The sequence below is a fragment of the Amycolatopsis sp. NPDC023774 genome (assembly GCF_040639695.1).
Lineage (GTDB): Bacteria > Actinomycetota > Actinomycetes > Mycobacteriales > Pseudonocardiaceae > Amycolatopsis.
Genome location: NZ_JBFAAJ010000002.1, coordinates 304,057 through 319,234 on the forward strand (window position 1 = coordinate 304,057; position 15,178 = coordinate 319,234).

Here is a 15,178-nt window from a genome sequence, read left to right on the forward strand (position 1 = left end):
AAACCGCGTGGCCCCGTTTCCGAATCCTTACGCCGGGTCTGTCGCCTTAGGGTGAGGCGCATGGAAGATCTCGCGCAGCGGTACGCGGCGGGCACTCTCGCCGACGTCGTCCCCTCCGCGCTCGCCGGGCTCGGCGTCGACGGTGAGCGCAACCCGCTCGGCCTGCCCGCCGCCGACCGCGTGTGCGTGCTGCTCGTCGACGGCCTGGGCTGGACCTCGCTCCGAGAACACGCCGGCGCCGCGCCCTTTCTGACGCGGCTGTCCGCGCGCCCGCTGACCGCAGGCTTCCCCAGCACCACGGCGACCAGCGTCGCGTCGCTGGGCACCGGCCTGACGCCGGGCGAGCACGGTGTGGTCGGCTACGCGTTCGAGGCGGGGCGCGAGATGCTCAACGTCCTCGGCTGGCGCCGCCACACCGGCGGCAAGCCGATCGACCTGCGCGAGCGGGTCGTGCCGGAGGAGCTCCAGCCGCGCCCCACGGCCTTCGAACGCGCGGCGGGAGCCGGGGTCGCCGTGCGCGTGGTCGGGCCCCGCGACCAGCGCGACAGTGGTCTCACGCGGGCGGCCCTGCGCGGCGGGGAGTTCCAGGGCGTCCACGCGCTCGGCGACCTCACCGCGGCTGTCGCCGAAGCGCTGGCACACCCGCGGAGCCTCTGCTACGCCTACCACGCCGACCTCGACCTGCTCGGCCACGTCCACGGCCCCGGCAGCACCCCGTGGCTCTACCAGATGGCCTACGTCGACCGCCTCGCCGAGACGATCGCCGGCAGTCTTCCGGCCGGAGCGGCACTGATCGTGACGGCCGACCACGGCATGGTCACCGTCGGCGAGCGCGTCGACTACGACGCCGAACCGACGTTGCGGGCCGGCGTCCGCACCGTCGGTGGCGAAGCCCGCGCCCGCCACGTCTACACCGTCGAAGGCGCGGCACCCGACGTGCGAGCCGCGTGGCGCGAAACCCTGGGCGACCGCGCGTGGGTGCTCGGCCGCGAAGAGGCCGTCGCGGCGGGCTGGTTCGGCCCGCGCGTGGCCGACGGCGTGCTCCCCCGCATCGGCGACGTCGTCGTCGCGGCCCGCGGGACCACCGCCGTCGTCCGCACCGAGGCCGAGCCGCGGCTGAGCCGCATGACGGGCCAGCACGGCTCGGTGACCGACGAAGAACTGCTGGTACCGCTGGCGGTCGCCCGCGCCTGACCGTCCCTTATGGACGCTCGGTGTGCGGCGTGCCGGTCTCGGCGAGCTGGTCGATGGCGCCCACGAGCTCGGCCAGCGCCGGCACCGCGGAGGCGATCAGGTGCCGCCACGCCGGGTGCAGCCGGTCGATCGCCGCGGCGAGGATCTCGGCGTTGTGGTGCTGCCAGCGGTCCACGGCCGCGCGGCCGCTCTCGGTGAGCTCGAGCTCCACCGTCCGGCGGTCGGCGCTGCCGCTGGTCCGCGTGACGAGGTCGCGCGCCCGCAGTCCGGTGACCATCGTGGTCACGGAGTTCGGCGCCAGCTTCAGCAGCTGGGCGACGCGGCTCGGGCGGGCGCCGGGGTTCTCGGCGAGGCACGAGAGCAGTTCGAGCTGCGCGACCGACAGCGTGTTGTCCGGGTCGGCCGTGCGGGCGGCGCGGCGCATGGCGCGCCGGAGGCGGGCGACGACGTCGGCCAGGTTCGGCTCGGACGTCATGCGGTGCGGGGCGTGCGGGGGCCGGCGGCGAGACCCGTGCCGGCGGCGAGCACCGCCGCCACGGCCAGGGCGGCGAGCGCGAGCGCGCGGCCGCCGGTTCCCCCGGCGTGCAGGCACAACGTCACCAGTGCCACACCGAGCGCCGTGCCGAGTCCGCGGGCCATGTTCACCAGTCCTCCTCCGGTGGCCGACATCCGGGTGGGGATGGCGCCCATGACGGCCGAGTTGTTCGCCGGGATGAACACTCCCAGACCGAGCCCCACGGCGAACAGCGACACGCCTGTTTCCCACGGACCGGACACCCCCACCAGCACGGCGCACCCGACCGCCGCCAAAGCCGCTCCGGCGCAGATGCGGACGCGGGACCCGAGCCCGGCGGGCAGCACACGATCGGCGGTCACGGCGGCGACCGCGAACCCGGCCGGCAGGCTCGTGAGCACCGCGCCCGTCGCGCCGTGCGCACCCAGGACCTGTGGCAACAGCGCCAGCGGCCCGAACAGCACGAGGTACCCGAACAGTGCGCCGGCGAGGCCGAACGACACGACCGGCGGCCGCAGCACCGCCAGGCGCAGGATCGGGCTCGCGGCCGAGTTCTCGCGCAGCACGAACGCGCCGGCCGCCACCGCACCCGCCACGAACAGCGCCGGCACGGCCCAGCCGGGCAGCGCCAGCCCCGACAGGCCCGAGATCGCCAGCAGCAGCGCGGTCGACGCCGTGGCCAGCAGGGCCACGCCCGCGCCGTCGAAGCGGCCCAGCGGCGTGCGCTCGCGGGTGCGCGGCAGCAGGTACCGCCCGGCGATCAGCCCGACGAGGCCGACCGGCGCGTTGACCAGGAACACCCACCGCCAGCCGACGGTGTCCACGAGCAGCCCGCCGACCGCGGGCCCGAGTGCGAGGCCGAGCGCCTGCGCGGCGGCCTGCACCCCGAGCGCCGCGCGCATCTTCTCGCGGCGCACGCTGCCCACCACCAGCGCGACGCTGTTGGCTTGCAGCATCGCCGCGCCGAGCGCCTGCACCACGCGGAACACGACGAGCCACGTCAGCGTCGGCGCCAGCCCGCACGCGATCGACGCCGCGGTGAAGACGCCGAAGCCGTAGACGTAGGTGAGCTTGCGGCCGTGGGCGTCCGCGAGCCGGCCGACCGCGGCGAGCAACCCCACCAGCGTCAGCAGGTAGGCCAGCGACACCCACTGCACCGCCGCCAGCGGCTCGCCGAACTCGCGCTGCAGCGCCGGGAACGTGAGCGTGACGATGCTCGCGTCCAGCTGGCCCATGAACGCGCCGAAGCACACCGCACCCACCGCGAACCAGCCCGCGAGCCGGTGCTCGCGCACCACTCGCGGCCGCGGTCGCTCCGCCAGCATCGACACAGCGCCTCCTTCGTCGACAGTTCGTTCTCACACAGAACTACTTTGCGACGATATACGCAATAGGGTCGATCAACTCCCACACAACTAACTCTGCACCCGAATTACCTACGCAACCCACCAGCGAGATCGCCTCAAAGGCGATCTCGCACGCCTCGGCGGAGCCGAGGCAGACAACTCTGTCGCACATTGAGACACGCGATTGTGCCGAGGTGCGGTGTGATGGCCGCAACACTTCGCACCGGCAGGACAGGAGCGTCCCGGGATGTCCCAACCCACGGCACCGGTCAAGAACGCACGCCAGCTCAGGACTCCGCTGGCGCTCGCACTGGCCGACCTCGCGGCGATCTTCGACGACCTGCAGTTCACGCTGCGCTGTTGCGAACGCCTGGTCGTCGAGCTCGAACGCGGCGAGGCGCAACGCGACCCCGTGCTGATCGAATCGCTGTGGGTCTCGGCGCTGAATTCCTACGCGCGCTGCTTCCGCCCCGGTGAACGCGGCATGGGCCTGACCGAGGACGACCTCAAGGCCACCGGTGTGCAGGGCGAGGTGCTCGAATGGCACGGGCTGCTGCGCAAGATCCGCAAGCATCTGGTGCTCGGTGAGGCCAATCCGCGCGAGGTCTACTCGATCGGGGTCTCGCAGGCCGCCGACGGGAGCCCCGAGGGCATCGTGATCACCTCGGCGATCCACCCGCTCGTCGACGACCTCACCGTCCGCCAGACCGGCCGGCTCGCCTTCGAGCTGAGCCGCCTGCTCGACGAGCGCATCAAGGAGCACCAGAAGAAGGTGTTCGCCGCCGTCGAAGAACTGCCGAAGGGCAAGCTCGACGAGCTGCCCGACATCGAGATCACCAGCTGAGCCTGCTCGTCCCGGTCGAGGCCGGTTGACCCGGCCACGTGACACGTGGCCGGGAAACGCACGTGTCCTTTGGGCACTCCGCCACGAGGAACGGGCACTCCACCGCCGCGGCGGGTGCGCCGAGGCGGGCCTGGGCGATGACCTGGTGTGGGTGCGGGTGCGCGAGCCTTCCCTCGCGCACCCGCGCCCTTGCCACGCTCCGGCGTCAGCCGGTGATGCTGTCCGAGCCGTCCTCGAGGTGGCCGACGTAGCGGCGCGACCAGGACTTGTCGCCGTCCAGGGTCACGGTCACGTCGTACCAGCCGTGCGCCGAACCGCACGGGTCGATCGAGTGCAGCGCGCGGCCGTGCGCGGGCACGCGGTGGGTCTTCGGGCGCTCGTCCGAGTACTGGTTGTGTTTCACCGTGAAGGTGACCGGCCGCGAACCGTCGTTCTCCAGCTCCAGCTGCAGTCGCGGCCGCGAGCCGAAGCCGAGGACGCCGTCGAAGTAGGCGGCGGTGACCTTCGCGGTGTGACCGGCGGCGTCGAGGTCTCCGCTGAACCGGCGCAGGAACCGGTTCGGGCCCACCACCGTGATGTCGTAGCGGTTCCCGCCGAGCTGCACCGCACCCGGCACGGTCTTGTCCCAGATCGTGCTCGACGGCGCGACCGTGTACTGGCCCGGGAACTTCGCCGGGTAATCCTTGAGCGGCGGGGTGGCCTGGGTATTGTCGTACACGGCGAAGTGGCTGGCCTTGCGCACGTGCTTGCCGTTGTTGCTGAACGACAGCTTCGCCTGGGTCGAGCCCTGCGAGGTGGTGAACCCGTCGAGGTTCGCGTTCGGCTGGTACGGCAGAGCCCGGGCCTTTTTGGTGCCCGGCTCCTGCTTCGGCATCTTGTTCGTGGTCACCGGCGGCTGGTACGAACCGCCGACCGGGTCGCCGATCACGGTGGTCTTCGGCAGCCGCGGCAGGCCGTACACCGGCGAGCGGAAGTCGAACGCGGCCGTCAGGTCACCGCAGACGCTGCGGCGCCACGCGCTGATGTTCGGGCAGTGCGCGGTCTCGCCGAGCGCCTCGGTCCACTTCTCGAGGAACTGGATCACCGACGTGTGGTCGGAGACCTCCGAGGTCACCCAGCCACCGCGGGTCCACGGTGAGATCAGCAGCAGTGGCACGCGGAAACCGAGGCCCACGGGCATCGGCTGGGTGAGGCCGGCAGTGGCGAGCGCGCCGGAGGCCTCGAGGTAGAACTCGTCGTCGGTACCGGGCGCGGGCACCGGCGGAGGCACGTGGTCGAACTGGCCGTCGTTCTCGTCGTAGTCGATGATCACGAGCGTCGAGTTGAAGACCTCGGGGTCGGCGTTGAGGGCCTCGAGGACGTTGTTGACGTAGTAGGCACCGTCGTTCGGCGAACCGTCCGGGTGCTCGGAGAAGGCCTGGTTCGTGACGATCCACGAGACCTTCGCCAGCTTGCCCGCCACCACGTCGGCGCGCAGCGCGTCGGTGAGGTTGTCGGCGTTGGCGCTCAGGCCGGTGTGCGGCTCGGGGACGATCGCCACCCCCTTGTCGTAGAACACGTTGCCGGGCGCGGCGGTACCGCCCTGCGACGGGTCGAGCTTGGCGAAGGTGTCGAAGTACTCGAGACCGTTGTCGCCGTAGTTGTCGGAGCCCTGGTAGAGCTTCCACGAGTAGCCGGCCTTCTGCAGCGACTCGGCGTAGGTCTCCCACAGCAGGTGCTTGCCGAGCTCGTCGCCGCCGTTGAAGGCCACGTAGTCGCCGTGCTTCTTGTCGGCGTTGATCGAGCCGCTCCACAGGTAGGTGCGGTTCGGGCCGGTCGCGCTGAGCACGGAGCAGTGGTAGGCGTCGCCGACGGTGTAGGTGTCGGCCAGCGCGTAGTGGAACGGGATGTCCGAGCGGTCGAGGTAGCCGAGCGTGGTAGGGCCGCCTTTGGCGTAGTACCAGCCGTTCATGAGGCCGCCGTACCAGGCGCCGTGCTGGTCGTCCCAGCTGTGCGAGGTACCGCCGTAGCCCTGCGCGCCGACCTCGGAGGTGGGCGGCTGGTGGTTGGCCGGGTACTGCGACACCTTGGCGTCGGAGAGCTTCCACGGGTACTGGCTGCCCGTGGCCGGGGTGCCGGGTGCCGTCGTCGGCTGCTGGAACACCGAGCTGCCGCCGGGCAGCGTGATCGCAGAGCGGTCGCCGAAGCCGCGAACACCCTTCAGCGAGCCGAAGTAGTGGTCGAAGCTGCGGTTCTCCTGCATCAGGATCACCACGTGCTTGATGTCCCGCAGGTCTCCGTACCGCTTCGACGGGACGGGCGGCCGAGGCGACGCCTCGGCCTCGGTGGCGGCCAGCCCACCGCCGCCGACGACCGCGGCACCGGTGACCGCCGCGGCTGCGCCGAGGAAACCTCTTCGGGAAAGATCGGACATGGGTGAGAACCTCCGGTAACGGCCGGCACGCGCGAGAGAGTGCGTGGGACGGCCGAAACCTACGGTCGCGGCACTGGTTCGGGGCGAACACGAGCTGAACACTCCCCGACGCGCGTCGGAACCGTGGCCGGGCTCGTCCGACCGGCGCAATCCACACCGGACATAGCGGACACCCGGCCACCGCGAGGGCACCCTCGCGTCACGGGTTGATCACAGCCGCAACGCCGGACTCGCACAGCCGTCTTTGCCCGTGACAGCAAGCTTTTCGCGAACCCTGGGGGAATGCTCACATGACGCGGACAACCGTGTTCAGAGGCGCTCTCGCCGCCGCTTCCGTCGCGGCGGCAGCGCTCGCCACCGCGTGCACGGGCGTGCCCGCCGCGCCGACGGCGCCGGTCCCGTCGGCGCCGTTGTCCACCTCCGCGGCATCGACCGCGACGCGGGCTGCGGTAACCCCTTCGTCTTCCGCGCAGCAACCGGGCCGGCCCCCGCAGCCGGCGGCAGCCGCCGGGCTGAAGTTCCCGGGCAAGAGCCTCGAGGTGCGGTTCACCCACTACGACCGTGCGAGCGGGATGGCGGAGTTCTCCCTCGTCACGCCGGCGCCGAACGGCGGGGCCGGCCCGCACCTCGTCGACGTGCCGGGTGCGCACCGGCTGCCGCTGGCCCCGAACGCGACGATCGAGTCCGTCGACCCCGCCGGGTTCCCGTTCGAGACGTGCCCGCCGACCGAGTGCTCGACCGGGATCGAGCTGGAGAGCGTGCTGAGCCAGTACGGCGGCAGCGGGCTGTTTGCCGACGCCGCCGTGAACGCCGCCGACCAGATCACCGACATCCACGAGATGCCGTACTGATCGAGACAGGTGCGCGGGCGCGCGATCCGGGCACCCGCTCGGTTCAGCCGCTCTGCTGGGTGCGCCGGCGGGCGCGGTAGGCGCGCAGGTTGACCGCGTTGCCGCACACCTGCACGTTGTGCCACACGCCGCTGTTGTTGCGGGAGCGGTCGTAGAAGGCGACCGCGCAACGCTTGTTGCGGCAGGTCTTGAGGCGCCGCCAGCGGTCGGCGCGCTGCGCCTCCAGCACTTCGATCAACACGATCGACGCCAAGCGCCGCCAGCCGGTGCCGCGGGGCTCTGGCCGGATCCAGCCGTCCGCGCCGGGCTGCAGCAGCACGGGCGCGCTGTGCAGCAGAGCCGGGCCGGCTTCGGGGTCGTGATCGGTGAACTCGCGCAGCTCCTCGCGCAGGTCGCGCAGGCGCTCGACGTCGTCGCCGGTCAGCTCGACGCGTTCGGCCGGGCGTTCGGTGGCCTCGGCCCACCGTGACAGCGCGCTGTCGAGCCACTTCTGCGCGTCGCCGGCCTCGGCGAGCAGGTCCTTCTCGCGGGGTTTGCCGGCCGAGAGCGTGTTGAGCAGGTCGTGCACGAAACCCAGTCCGCCCGGGCTCACCTGGAGCTCGTAGCGATCCGTCGCGGGCCAGTTCATCGGCACTCCTCCCGGCAGAGCCATCACGTAGTCAACTCTGTCGCGTTGACTATACAGTCACCGAGCTGCGTGCAAGACGGAAACGGCATTCCACCTGATCCGACGCAAGCCGACGGCGTTCGGCTGCGTCGCCTGACGGCCCTCGAACTTCTCACTGTCCTTCGAACGTCAGCACCGGTCCGCGCTGCCCCGCGCCGCCGACCTTCCACGTACGCAGCAGCGCCTTGTGCACCGCGTGCGCGCGAGCCGGCCTTGCGCCACGCGGCGCGCGAACGCCAGCGCCTCGGCGAGCACCTGCTCGTCCGGGACGACCCGGTTGACGACGCCGGAACCGGCTCGAAGGTGAGCGCCCACTCCACCGCCCGCGCCCGGCCCGCCCGCACGGCGACGCGGTGGATCCCGCCCAGCAGGGTCACGATCCCCAGTTTCTGCTCGGGGTGGCCGAACCGGGCCGGCTCGCCGGCGAAGAGCACGTCGGCCCGCAGCGCCAGCGCGAAGTCGCCGCCGAAGCACGGCCCGCGCTGCCGACCACCTCCGTGACGGGCGCGGCGAAGCGGGGTGCGCCGGCGCCGGCCACGAGGTCGGCCGTGACGACCGGGTCGTTCTCGCCGCGCACGATGAGCACCGGACCCGGGGACCCGATCGGTGCGTGCGCTTCCGGCGCGCCGTCGTTCCGGTAGCAGGGAACGCGCGCACCACCTCGGGGCGCAGGCGCAGGTCGGCCGCGCCGATGCGTTCAGAGGTCTCGGCGCTCAGGTTCGGCGAAAGGTTCGCCCGCGCCGCGCGCTGCGCCTCGGCCCCGGCTTCCCCGAGCACGCGGAACGGCTCGATCGCCTCGTCGGGCAGGTGCGGCCCTGCCGTCGGCACCGGTTCACGAGCACCAGCCCGCGGGTCAGCTCGGGCCGGGCCGCCGCGACCAGCTCGGCCACAGCCGAGCCGATGCTGTGGCCCACCGCCAGGAACGGGCTATTGACCGCGTCCACAGTAGACAGTACCTCGGTCGTGAACCGGTCGTCGGTGAAAGGCCCGGTCTCCGCCGCGCGGTCGCCGCTGCCGGCGAGGTCCACGGCCACGTACTCGCCGTCGGCAGGCAGCGCCGCAACGACCCCGTCCCAGACCCGGCGGTCGTCGAGGAACCCGGGCACGAAGACGGTCGGTCGGCCATGGATCTTCCCCGATCAGGTCCTCCCGGCGTTAGGCGACTGCCGGTACACGACCTAACCGTAAAATTTCCGGAAGTTCCCGGTTCAGGACCGTCTTCGTGCCGAGTTACGAGAGAAGAGCAGGGCTCTCGCAGCCGCCACTCACTGCCGATACGGCGCGGCAGCCACCTGCGCGGCGGTGATGAACGCGCCCTTGTTCTTCGGCCAGAACGTGCTGTCCACACAGGAGTACTTCGGCAGGAACCCGCCACATGTGCCGCTCGCCGCGCCGACCTCGAAGGTGAAGCTGGCGACGCCGAGGGTGCCGTAGGTGAAGTCGTCGGTGGTGCCGCTCGTGTCGTAGCCGACGGTCTCGCGGTTGGTGCCCACGAGGTAGCCGTTGGAGGCGGTGAACTTCGCGCCCAGCTTGCGGTACTGCGCGTCGTTGGGCGAATTCGCCTGCGTGAAGCCCCACGGGATCACGATGTCGTTGCCGTAGCTGTGCAGCGTGATCATCGTGCCGCGCGCGGTCGTCGGCGCCGGTTCGTTGGTGCCGGTGCCGCGCTGCACAGGGTAGATCGCGCGGAAGAACTTCTCCAGCGCCTCGGTTTCCGGCTCCGACCCGGCGCTCGCACCCTGGTAGGTCCCGGCGCACGGCGAGTTCGAGTCCCCGCCCCAGTGGAACGTGGAATTGCGGTTGACGTCGATGCCGACGTTCGTGCCGGAGCAGCCGCCGCGGGTGTTGTCGGCGTTCTTGCGCTGCAGCTTGGGCGAGTTGCCGCCCGAGGCCACGATGTCCACGCCGTCGGGGTTGGCGATCGGGATCACCCACACCTCGGTGGTGTCCAGAATGGACTTCGCGGTCGGGTCACTCGCGTAGCCGTCGGCGAGATAGTCGATCCAGCGCCAAGCGAGCTCGCCGGTCGAGATCTCGCGAGCGTGGATCTGGGCCATCAGCACGAACTTCGGCTTGGCCGAGGTCGTGGACAGCGTGCAGTCACCGGCCTGCTTCTTGCTGAGGCAGATGGCTTTCAGGTCGTGGCCACTCTGCCCCTTGGTCTTCCGCCACGACGGCCCGAGCGTGTACACGGTCGCGAGGTCCGGGTGCGCCGAGGCGACTTGGGTCAGGTGCGCTTCCTGCGCGGCGACGGTGCGGTAGCCGCCGTAGAAGGTGTCGGCCACGCCCGCACGCGCCGACCCGGCGGGCACGTCCTTGTAGACGGTGTCGAAGTAGGACGGCCGGTACCCCAGCGTCCGCAGCTTCCGGGCCACGGCCTGGTCGCCCACGACGTAGGCGGCTTCGCGGTCGGATTCGGCGACGTCGAACCCGGCGCGCGCGAGCCCCGCCACCTGGTCCGCGGTCACCGGCACCCGCCAGAACACCGGCGCGCCGGACCCGGGCGCGGCGGCCGTGGCGCCGGCGGTGCTGCTCGCCAGGCCCGCCACCACCACTCCGACCGCCGCCAGCGCGGCCTTCCACGACCTGACCTTCATCGGGGCTCCTCACGGGTGCATCGGGGGACGGACCGACAGTGACCGTCCCGCAACGCACAGTGTGGCGGTCCGGGACAAACCCGGCACACCCACGAAAGTCTGAACTGCCGCCTCAGCCCTCCGTGAGGATCGCGGCCAGCAGCTCGGCCGCGATATTGCGCCCGGACACCACGAGCACGACGGGCCGGTCGAGCGGGACCAGGCCCGCGCGCAGCGCGGCCAGCGCGGTGGCCGACGAACCTTCCGCCACCACCCCCGCCGTCAGCGCGAGGTCGCGGACCGAACGGCGGATCGCCGGCTCGTCGACGTCGACGAGTTCGACGCCGGCCTCGCGCACGATGTCGGGCGTGATGGTGCCCGGTTCGAGGTTGCCGACCAGCCCGTCGGCGATGGTCTCCCCCACCGGCACGGTCACGAGGTGTCCCGCCGCGACCGCCGCGGACACGGCGTGGCAGGCGGCGGATTCGACACCGACCACACGCACGTCCGGTTTCACGCGACGGGCGCCGAGCGCAGTGCCGGCCAGCAGCCCGCCCGAACCCGTGGGCACGACGATCGTGAAGTCCTCGCCGAAGCTGCCGGCCACCTCGCCGACGAGTGTGCTCTGACCCGCGATCACGTACGGGTCGTTGTAGGCGGACACGAACTTCATCCCGCCGGCCGCGAGCTCCAGCGCCTTCGCCTCCGCGCCGTCGTAGCCGCCTGGCGCGAGCACGAGGTCCACCGGGTAGGTGCGCAGAGCCGAGATCTTGGCGGGAGAACCGTCTTCGGGAACGACCACTGTGGACTTCGCGCCGAGCAGCCGCGACGCGTGCGCGATGCCGAGCGCGTGGTTGCCCGCCGAGGCCGTGACGACCGGCGTTCCGTCGGCGGCGTACGCGGTGAGGGCGGTGACGCCGCCACGGACCTTGAACGAGCCGGTGGGCTGGGCGCCCTCGTACTTGAGGAACACCGGCACCTCGAGGCCTGCGGCGTGGAACGGCAGCAGTGGGGTCGGTGCGAGGTTCCGCGCGACCGTCTCCCTTGCTTGGTCGAGGATGTCCTCGGCGATCAGGGGCATGGCTCTCCTTCGGGGACGGGTCAGGCTTCCGGAGCGAGTTCTCGGCGCAGGCGGGTGAGCAGTTCGTAGGTGCCGACGGCGGGGTCGCGGCCGACAGCCATCGTGGCGAGCACGAGCATGTCGGCCAGCAACATCCCGCCGAGCGGTTCGGCGGTGAGGCCGCCCGCGGATGCTTCGTCGCGCAGGACGACGTCGACGGCGCCGGTGAGCTCCTCGCCGAGGTTCTCGGTCACGAGGATCAGCCCGGCGCCGGCGGCCCGCGCGTGGGCGACGAGCAGTTCGAGCTCGGGCAACGCGCGGCCGGGCGCGAAGATCACCACGGCGTGACGGGCGGAGAGGCCGAGCAGGTCGTCGGCGAGGGTGAAGCCGGTGGCGCCGGAGAAGACCGCGAACTTGCCGATGCGGTTCAGCTTCAGGGCGAGGTAGCGGGCGCTGAGCTCGTTGACGCCCCAGCCGTAGCAGAAGACCGTGGCCGCGGGCGCGATGAGCCGCAGCGCCTTCGCCAGTGCGGCCGAGTCGGTCTTGCGGCCGAGCCCGGTGATCCGCTCGCGGGCGTCATCCAGGACTCGTTCGGCCGTGCCCGAGAAGTCCCGCGCCGTGCGGGAGAGCTGGAGGCGTTCGCTGATCTGCGGGGGCGCGGCGTCGCCGAAATGGGCACCCAGCGCGGCTTTGAGGTCCGGGAGCCCGGCGTACCCGAGCCGGCGCGCGGTGCGGACCACCGTGGCATCGCTCGTGCCCGTGGTGCGGCCGATTTCGCCGGCGGTGGCCAGCATGATCCGCTGCGGCGGCGACGCGACGAGGTATCGAGCGACGACGCGTTCGGTCTTGCTCAGCCGGGTCCACTCGTGGTTGACCCGGCTCGCGAGGGTGCGTGGTTCTGAAGTATCCAATTCAGCTAGTGCCGTTTCTGTCGTCACTGCTACAGTGATCGCAGCTTACCCCGCCGGGCCGGGACTGCCCCAGGCCTCGCCGCGCACGCCTGCCCGCCGCGAAAAAGGAGCTGCCTTGTCCCCGATCACCGGCGCCATCGCCTCGCCGCACGCCCTCGCCACCCGCGCCGGGGAACAGGCCTTCCGCGCGGGCGGCAACGCCATCGACGCGGCACTCGCGGCCGCCACCGCGCTCACGGTCGTCTACCCGCACAACACCGCTCTCGGCGGCGACCTCGTGGCCCTCGTGCGCACCCCCGACGGCTCGATCACCTGCGTGAACGCCACCGGCACGGCGCCGGCCGCCCGTGATCTCCCCGCGCTGCGCGCCCGCCACGGCGACCGGCTGCCGGAGCGCGGCCCCGACACCGTCACCGTGCCCGGCGCGGTACGCGGCTGGGAGGCGCTGCGCGGCCACGGCGCCGCGCTGGACTGGGCCGCGCAGTTCGACGCCGCGATCGAGTACGCGGCCGAAGGCGTCCCCGTGGCGCGCTCGCTCGCCGCCGCTCTCGGGACCGACCGGGCTCTGCTCGACGCCGACGCCGGAGCGCGTGCGGTGTTCGGAGCGTCCCTTCGCGAAGGCGACCTGCTCGTGCAGTCGCGCCTCGCGGAATCGCTGAGCGCGATCGCGGCCGGCGGACCCGGCGAGTTCTACGCAGGCGCGGTGGGCACGGCACTGGCCCGTGGCCTGCAGGCCCTCGGCTGCCCCCTCACGACAACGGACCTCGCCGGGTACGTGGCCAGGGAGACCTCCGCGATTTCCACCCCGCTGGGCGCGTTCCGCGTGCACACCAGCCCGCCCAACACGCAGGGCTTCGCGCTCTTGCGGACCGTGCGAGCCCTCACCGAGCTGGGCTTCGCCGCCACTCCGTGGGCAGCCCCGGCCGCCGTGCTGGGCCGCCTGTTCCACGACGGCACGCGCGTACGCGAAACCCTGCTGGCCGACCCGGCGTTCGCCGCCACGGACGTCGAGAACGACGGGTTCGCCGAGCTGATCGCGAGCCTGCGAGACCCGCGGGGCGCCGACGTGGTGGCGGTTCCCTCGATCCCCCGCGGCGACACCGTGGGCGTGGCGGCGGCCGATGCCGCGGGTTACGCCGTGTCGATCATCCAGAGTGTGTTCGACAGCTTCGGCGCCGCCCTGCTGGAGCCGGAGACCGGCATCATCCTCCAGAACCGCGGCACGAGCTTCTCACTGGATCCCCGCTCCCCCAACGTGATCGCGCCGGGCAAGCGACCCAAGCACACGCTGATGCCCGTGCTCGTAACCCACGAGGACGGCCGCGTCCGCTGGGTGAACTCGACGATGGGCGGGCACGGCCAGCCGCAGATCCACGCGCAGGTGCTGCTGCGACTGCTCGCCGGCGACTCACCCGAGGAAGCCGTGAGCGCGCCGCGCTGGGTCGTCGGCGCGCGGGCCGAGGGCCAGGCCTCCGATACCGTGCACCACGAAGCCGACCTCGCGGCCGAGACCGTGGCGGAGCTCGCCGCCGACGGCTTCCCGCTGCGAGAAGTCCCGCCGCGCACGGAGTTCCTGGGCCACACCAACGTCGTCTCGCTCGCGCCGGACGGTACCTTCACCGCCGGCAGCGACCCGCGTTCCGACGGCTCCGCCGCGGTGGTCCCGGCATGACCGGGCGCCTGCGGCCCGGTTGAAGGACCCGGGTGGCGAGCCGCGACCGGCCCGCCACCCCACGCGGCTCACTCCTGAGCGAGAGCCATCGCGCCCAGGAACGTCTCGAGCGCCACGTTCCGTCCGCAAAGGACGACCGCGACCTTCTTGCCCCGGTACTGCCCGGCCGTGCGGATCAGGCCGGCGACCGCGACGCCTGCGGCGCCTTCGACGATCCAGCGCTCGCCCTCGGCGATCTTCCGCATGGCGCGGGCGATCTCCGGCTCGCTGACCGTGACCGTCTCGTCGATCACCTCCTGGCAGATTCCGAAGGTGACGGAACCGGGCTCCACCGCGCCGGCCGAACCGTCGGACAGCGTGGGGAACTCCGGCGTCTCGACGATCTCGCCGGCCTTCAGCGAATCGAGCATGCAGGTGGAGGCCTCCGGCCACACGCCGACGACCTTCGTCCGCGGACTCAGCCGCTTCAGTGCCGTTCCCGCGCCGCCGATCAGGCCACCGCCCCCGGTGCAGATGAACACGGCGTCGAGGTCGGGTGCCTGCTCGGCCAGCTCGACGCCGAGGGTGCCCTGGCCCGCGACGGTGTCGAGGTCGTTGTAGGGCGCCACGTACGGCTTGCCGAGGCGCCGCGCCTGCCGGCGGGCCTCCTGCTCGGCGTCGAGCGCACCGCCCTCGACCACCACGAGCTCGGCTCCCATCGCCCGGATCGCGGCCATCTTGGCCGGCGTGGTGTAGGAGGCGACGTACACCGTGACCCCGACTCCGGCGAGGTTGCCGGCTCGGGCCACGCCCTGGCCGTGGTTGCCGGTCGACGCGGTGATCACGCCGGTCTGCTTCGCGCTCTCGCCGAGCACGCGGATCTTGTTGGCCGACCCGCGCACCTTGAACGAACCGGTGGGCATGAGGTGCTCGGTCTTGAGCCACACTTCGCACCCGAGCTCGTCCGACAGCAGCCGACTGCGTTCGAGCGTGCTCACCGGCACCTGTGGCCGGATGCCCTGGTGCGCCTCGAGAATGCGGTCGAAGAGGGTGGGCACGGGGGGCTCCTCGGGGGTTCTCCGGATGGGCCCCGGACGCTCCGCCAGGGCAGCTGGTCTCACTTCCGAGCTTATTATAGCCTATAAGCTGTA

General features: G+C 71.9%; 15 protein-coding genes. 5 read left to right on the forward strand and 10 right to left on the reverse strand.

Annotated elements, in window-relative coordinates; genetic code table 11:
• The first annotated feature begins 60 nt into the window (after positions 1-60).
• The gene (locus tag AB0F91_RS07480; RefSeq protein ID WP_360595643.1) at positions 61-1,194 is read left to right on the forward strand and encodes an alkaline phosphatase family protein; all 1,134 of its coding nucleotides are present in this window, start codon (positions 61-63) and stop codon (positions 1,192-1,194) included.
• 7 nt (positions 1,195-1,201) lie between these two features.
• On the opposite strand, the gene AB0F91_RS07485 is transcribed toward AB0F91_RS07480, so the two are convergent.
• On the reverse strand, positions 1,202-1,669 hold the full coding sequence (locus tag AB0F91_RS07485) for a MarR family transcriptional regulator (protein WP_360595645.1): 468 nt from the start codon (positions 1,667-1,669) through the stop codon (positions 1,202-1,204).
• Complete coding sequence (locus AB0F91_RS07490) at positions 1,666-3,033, reverse strand: MFS transporter (protein WP_360595647.1); 1,368 nt, start codon at positions 3,031-3,033, stop codon at positions 1,666-1,668. The genes AB0F91_RS07485 and AB0F91_RS07490 overlap by 4 nt, the downstream gene beginning before the upstream one ends.
• A gap of 268 nt (positions 3,034-3,301) precedes the next feature.
• Between AB0F91_RS07490 and AB0F91_RS07495 the strand changes: the two genes are divergently transcribed.
• A complete protein-coding gene (locus AB0F91_RS07495) occupies positions 3,302-3,898 on the forward strand; it encodes a hypothetical protein (protein ID WP_220239294.1) in 597 nt (198 codons plus the stop codon).
• A gap of 205 nt (positions 3,899-4,103) precedes the next feature.
• On the opposite strand, the gene AB0F91_RS07500 is transcribed toward AB0F91_RS07495, so the two are convergent.
• On the reverse strand, positions 4,104-6,311 hold the full coding sequence (locus AB0F91_RS07500) for a phosphocholine-specific phospholipase C (protein ID WP_360595648.1): 2,208 nt from the start codon (positions 6,309-6,311) through the stop codon (positions 4,104-4,106).
• Positions 6,312-6,601: 290 nt separating this feature from the next.
• Here AB0F91_RS07500 and AB0F91_RS07505 point away from each other — a divergent pair, with 290 nt between their 5' ends.
• The gene (locus AB0F91_RS07505) at positions 6,602-7,162 is read left to right on the forward strand and encodes a hypothetical protein (RefSeq protein WP_360595650.1); all 561 of its coding nucleotides are present in this window, start codon (positions 6,602-6,604) and stop codon (positions 7,160-7,162) included.
• Between the two features lie 43 nt (positions 7,163-7,205).
• On the opposite strand, the gene AB0F91_RS07510 is transcribed toward AB0F91_RS07505, so the two are convergent.
• Positions 7,206-7,790: a CGNR zinc finger domain-containing protein gene (locus AB0F91_RS07510; RefSeq protein WP_360595651.1), complete on the reverse strand. Its 585-nt coding sequence runs from the start codon at positions 7,788-7,790 to the stop codon at positions 7,206-7,208.
• Between the two features lie 23 nt (positions 7,791-7,813).
• Positions 7,814-8,263 carry a hypothetical protein gene (locus tag AB0F91_RS07515; protein WP_360595652.1) on the reverse strand — a complete coding sequence of 150 codons (450 nt, stop codon included), beginning with the start codon at positions 8,261-8,263 and terminating at the stop codon, positions 7,814-7,816.
• On the opposite strand from AB0F91_RS07515, the gene AB0F91_RS07520 reads away from it, so the two are divergent.
• Positions 8,183-8,470: a hypothetical protein gene (locus AB0F91_RS07520; protein WP_360596303.1), complete on the forward strand. Its 288-nt coding sequence runs from the start codon at positions 8,183-8,185 to the stop codon at positions 8,468-8,470. The two genes, AB0F91_RS07515 and AB0F91_RS07520, sit on opposite strands and share 81 nt — an antisense overlap.
• A 72-nt stretch (positions 8,471-8,542) precedes the next feature.
• On the opposite strand, the gene AB0F91_RS07525 is transcribed toward AB0F91_RS07520, so the two are convergent.
• The 4 genes from AB0F91_RS07525 to AB0F91_RS07540 form a co-directional block, all read right to left on the reverse strand.
• Positions 8,543-8,935, reverse strand: a complete 393-nt coding sequence (locus AB0F91_RS07525) for an alpha/beta hydrolase (protein ID WP_360595653.1) — start codon at positions 8,933-8,935, stop codon at positions 8,543-8,545.
• Between the two features lie 159 nt (positions 8,936-9,094).
• A complete protein-coding gene (locus tag AB0F91_RS07530; protein ID WP_360595655.1) occupies positions 9,095-10,426 on the reverse strand; it encodes a M14 family zinc carboxypeptidase in 1,332 nt (443 codons plus the stop codon).
• A 112-nt stretch (positions 10,427-10,538) separates the two neighbouring features.
• Positions 10,539-11,486, reverse strand: coding sequence for a pyridoxal-phosphate dependent enzyme (locus AB0F91_RS07535; RefSeq protein ID WP_360595657.1), 948 nt, complete (start codon positions 11,484-11,486; stop codon positions 10,539-10,541).
• Positions 11,487-11,506: 20 nt separating this feature from the next.
• Entirely contained in the window at positions 11,507-12,376 is an 870-nt protein-coding gene (locus AB0F91_RS07540; RefSeq protein ID WP_360595659.1) for a MurR/RpiR family transcriptional regulator, read from the reverse strand.
• 115 nt (positions 12,377-12,491) lie between these two features.
• On the opposite strand from AB0F91_RS07540, the gene AB0F91_RS07545 reads away from it, so the two are divergent.
• Positions 12,492-14,048 carry a gamma-glutamyltransferase gene (locus AB0F91_RS07545; protein WP_360595660.1) on the forward strand — a complete coding sequence of 519 codons (1,557 nt, stop codon included), beginning with the start codon at positions 12,492-12,494 and terminating at the stop codon, positions 14,046-14,048.
• A gap of 68 nt (positions 14,049-14,116) precedes the next feature.
• On the opposite strand, the gene AB0F91_RS07550 is transcribed toward AB0F91_RS07545, so the two are convergent.
• Entirely contained in the window at positions 14,117-15,085 is a 969-nt protein-coding gene (locus tag AB0F91_RS07550) for a threonine/serine dehydratase (protein WP_360595662.1), read from the reverse strand.
• Positions 15,086-15,178: the final 93 nt, after the last annotated feature.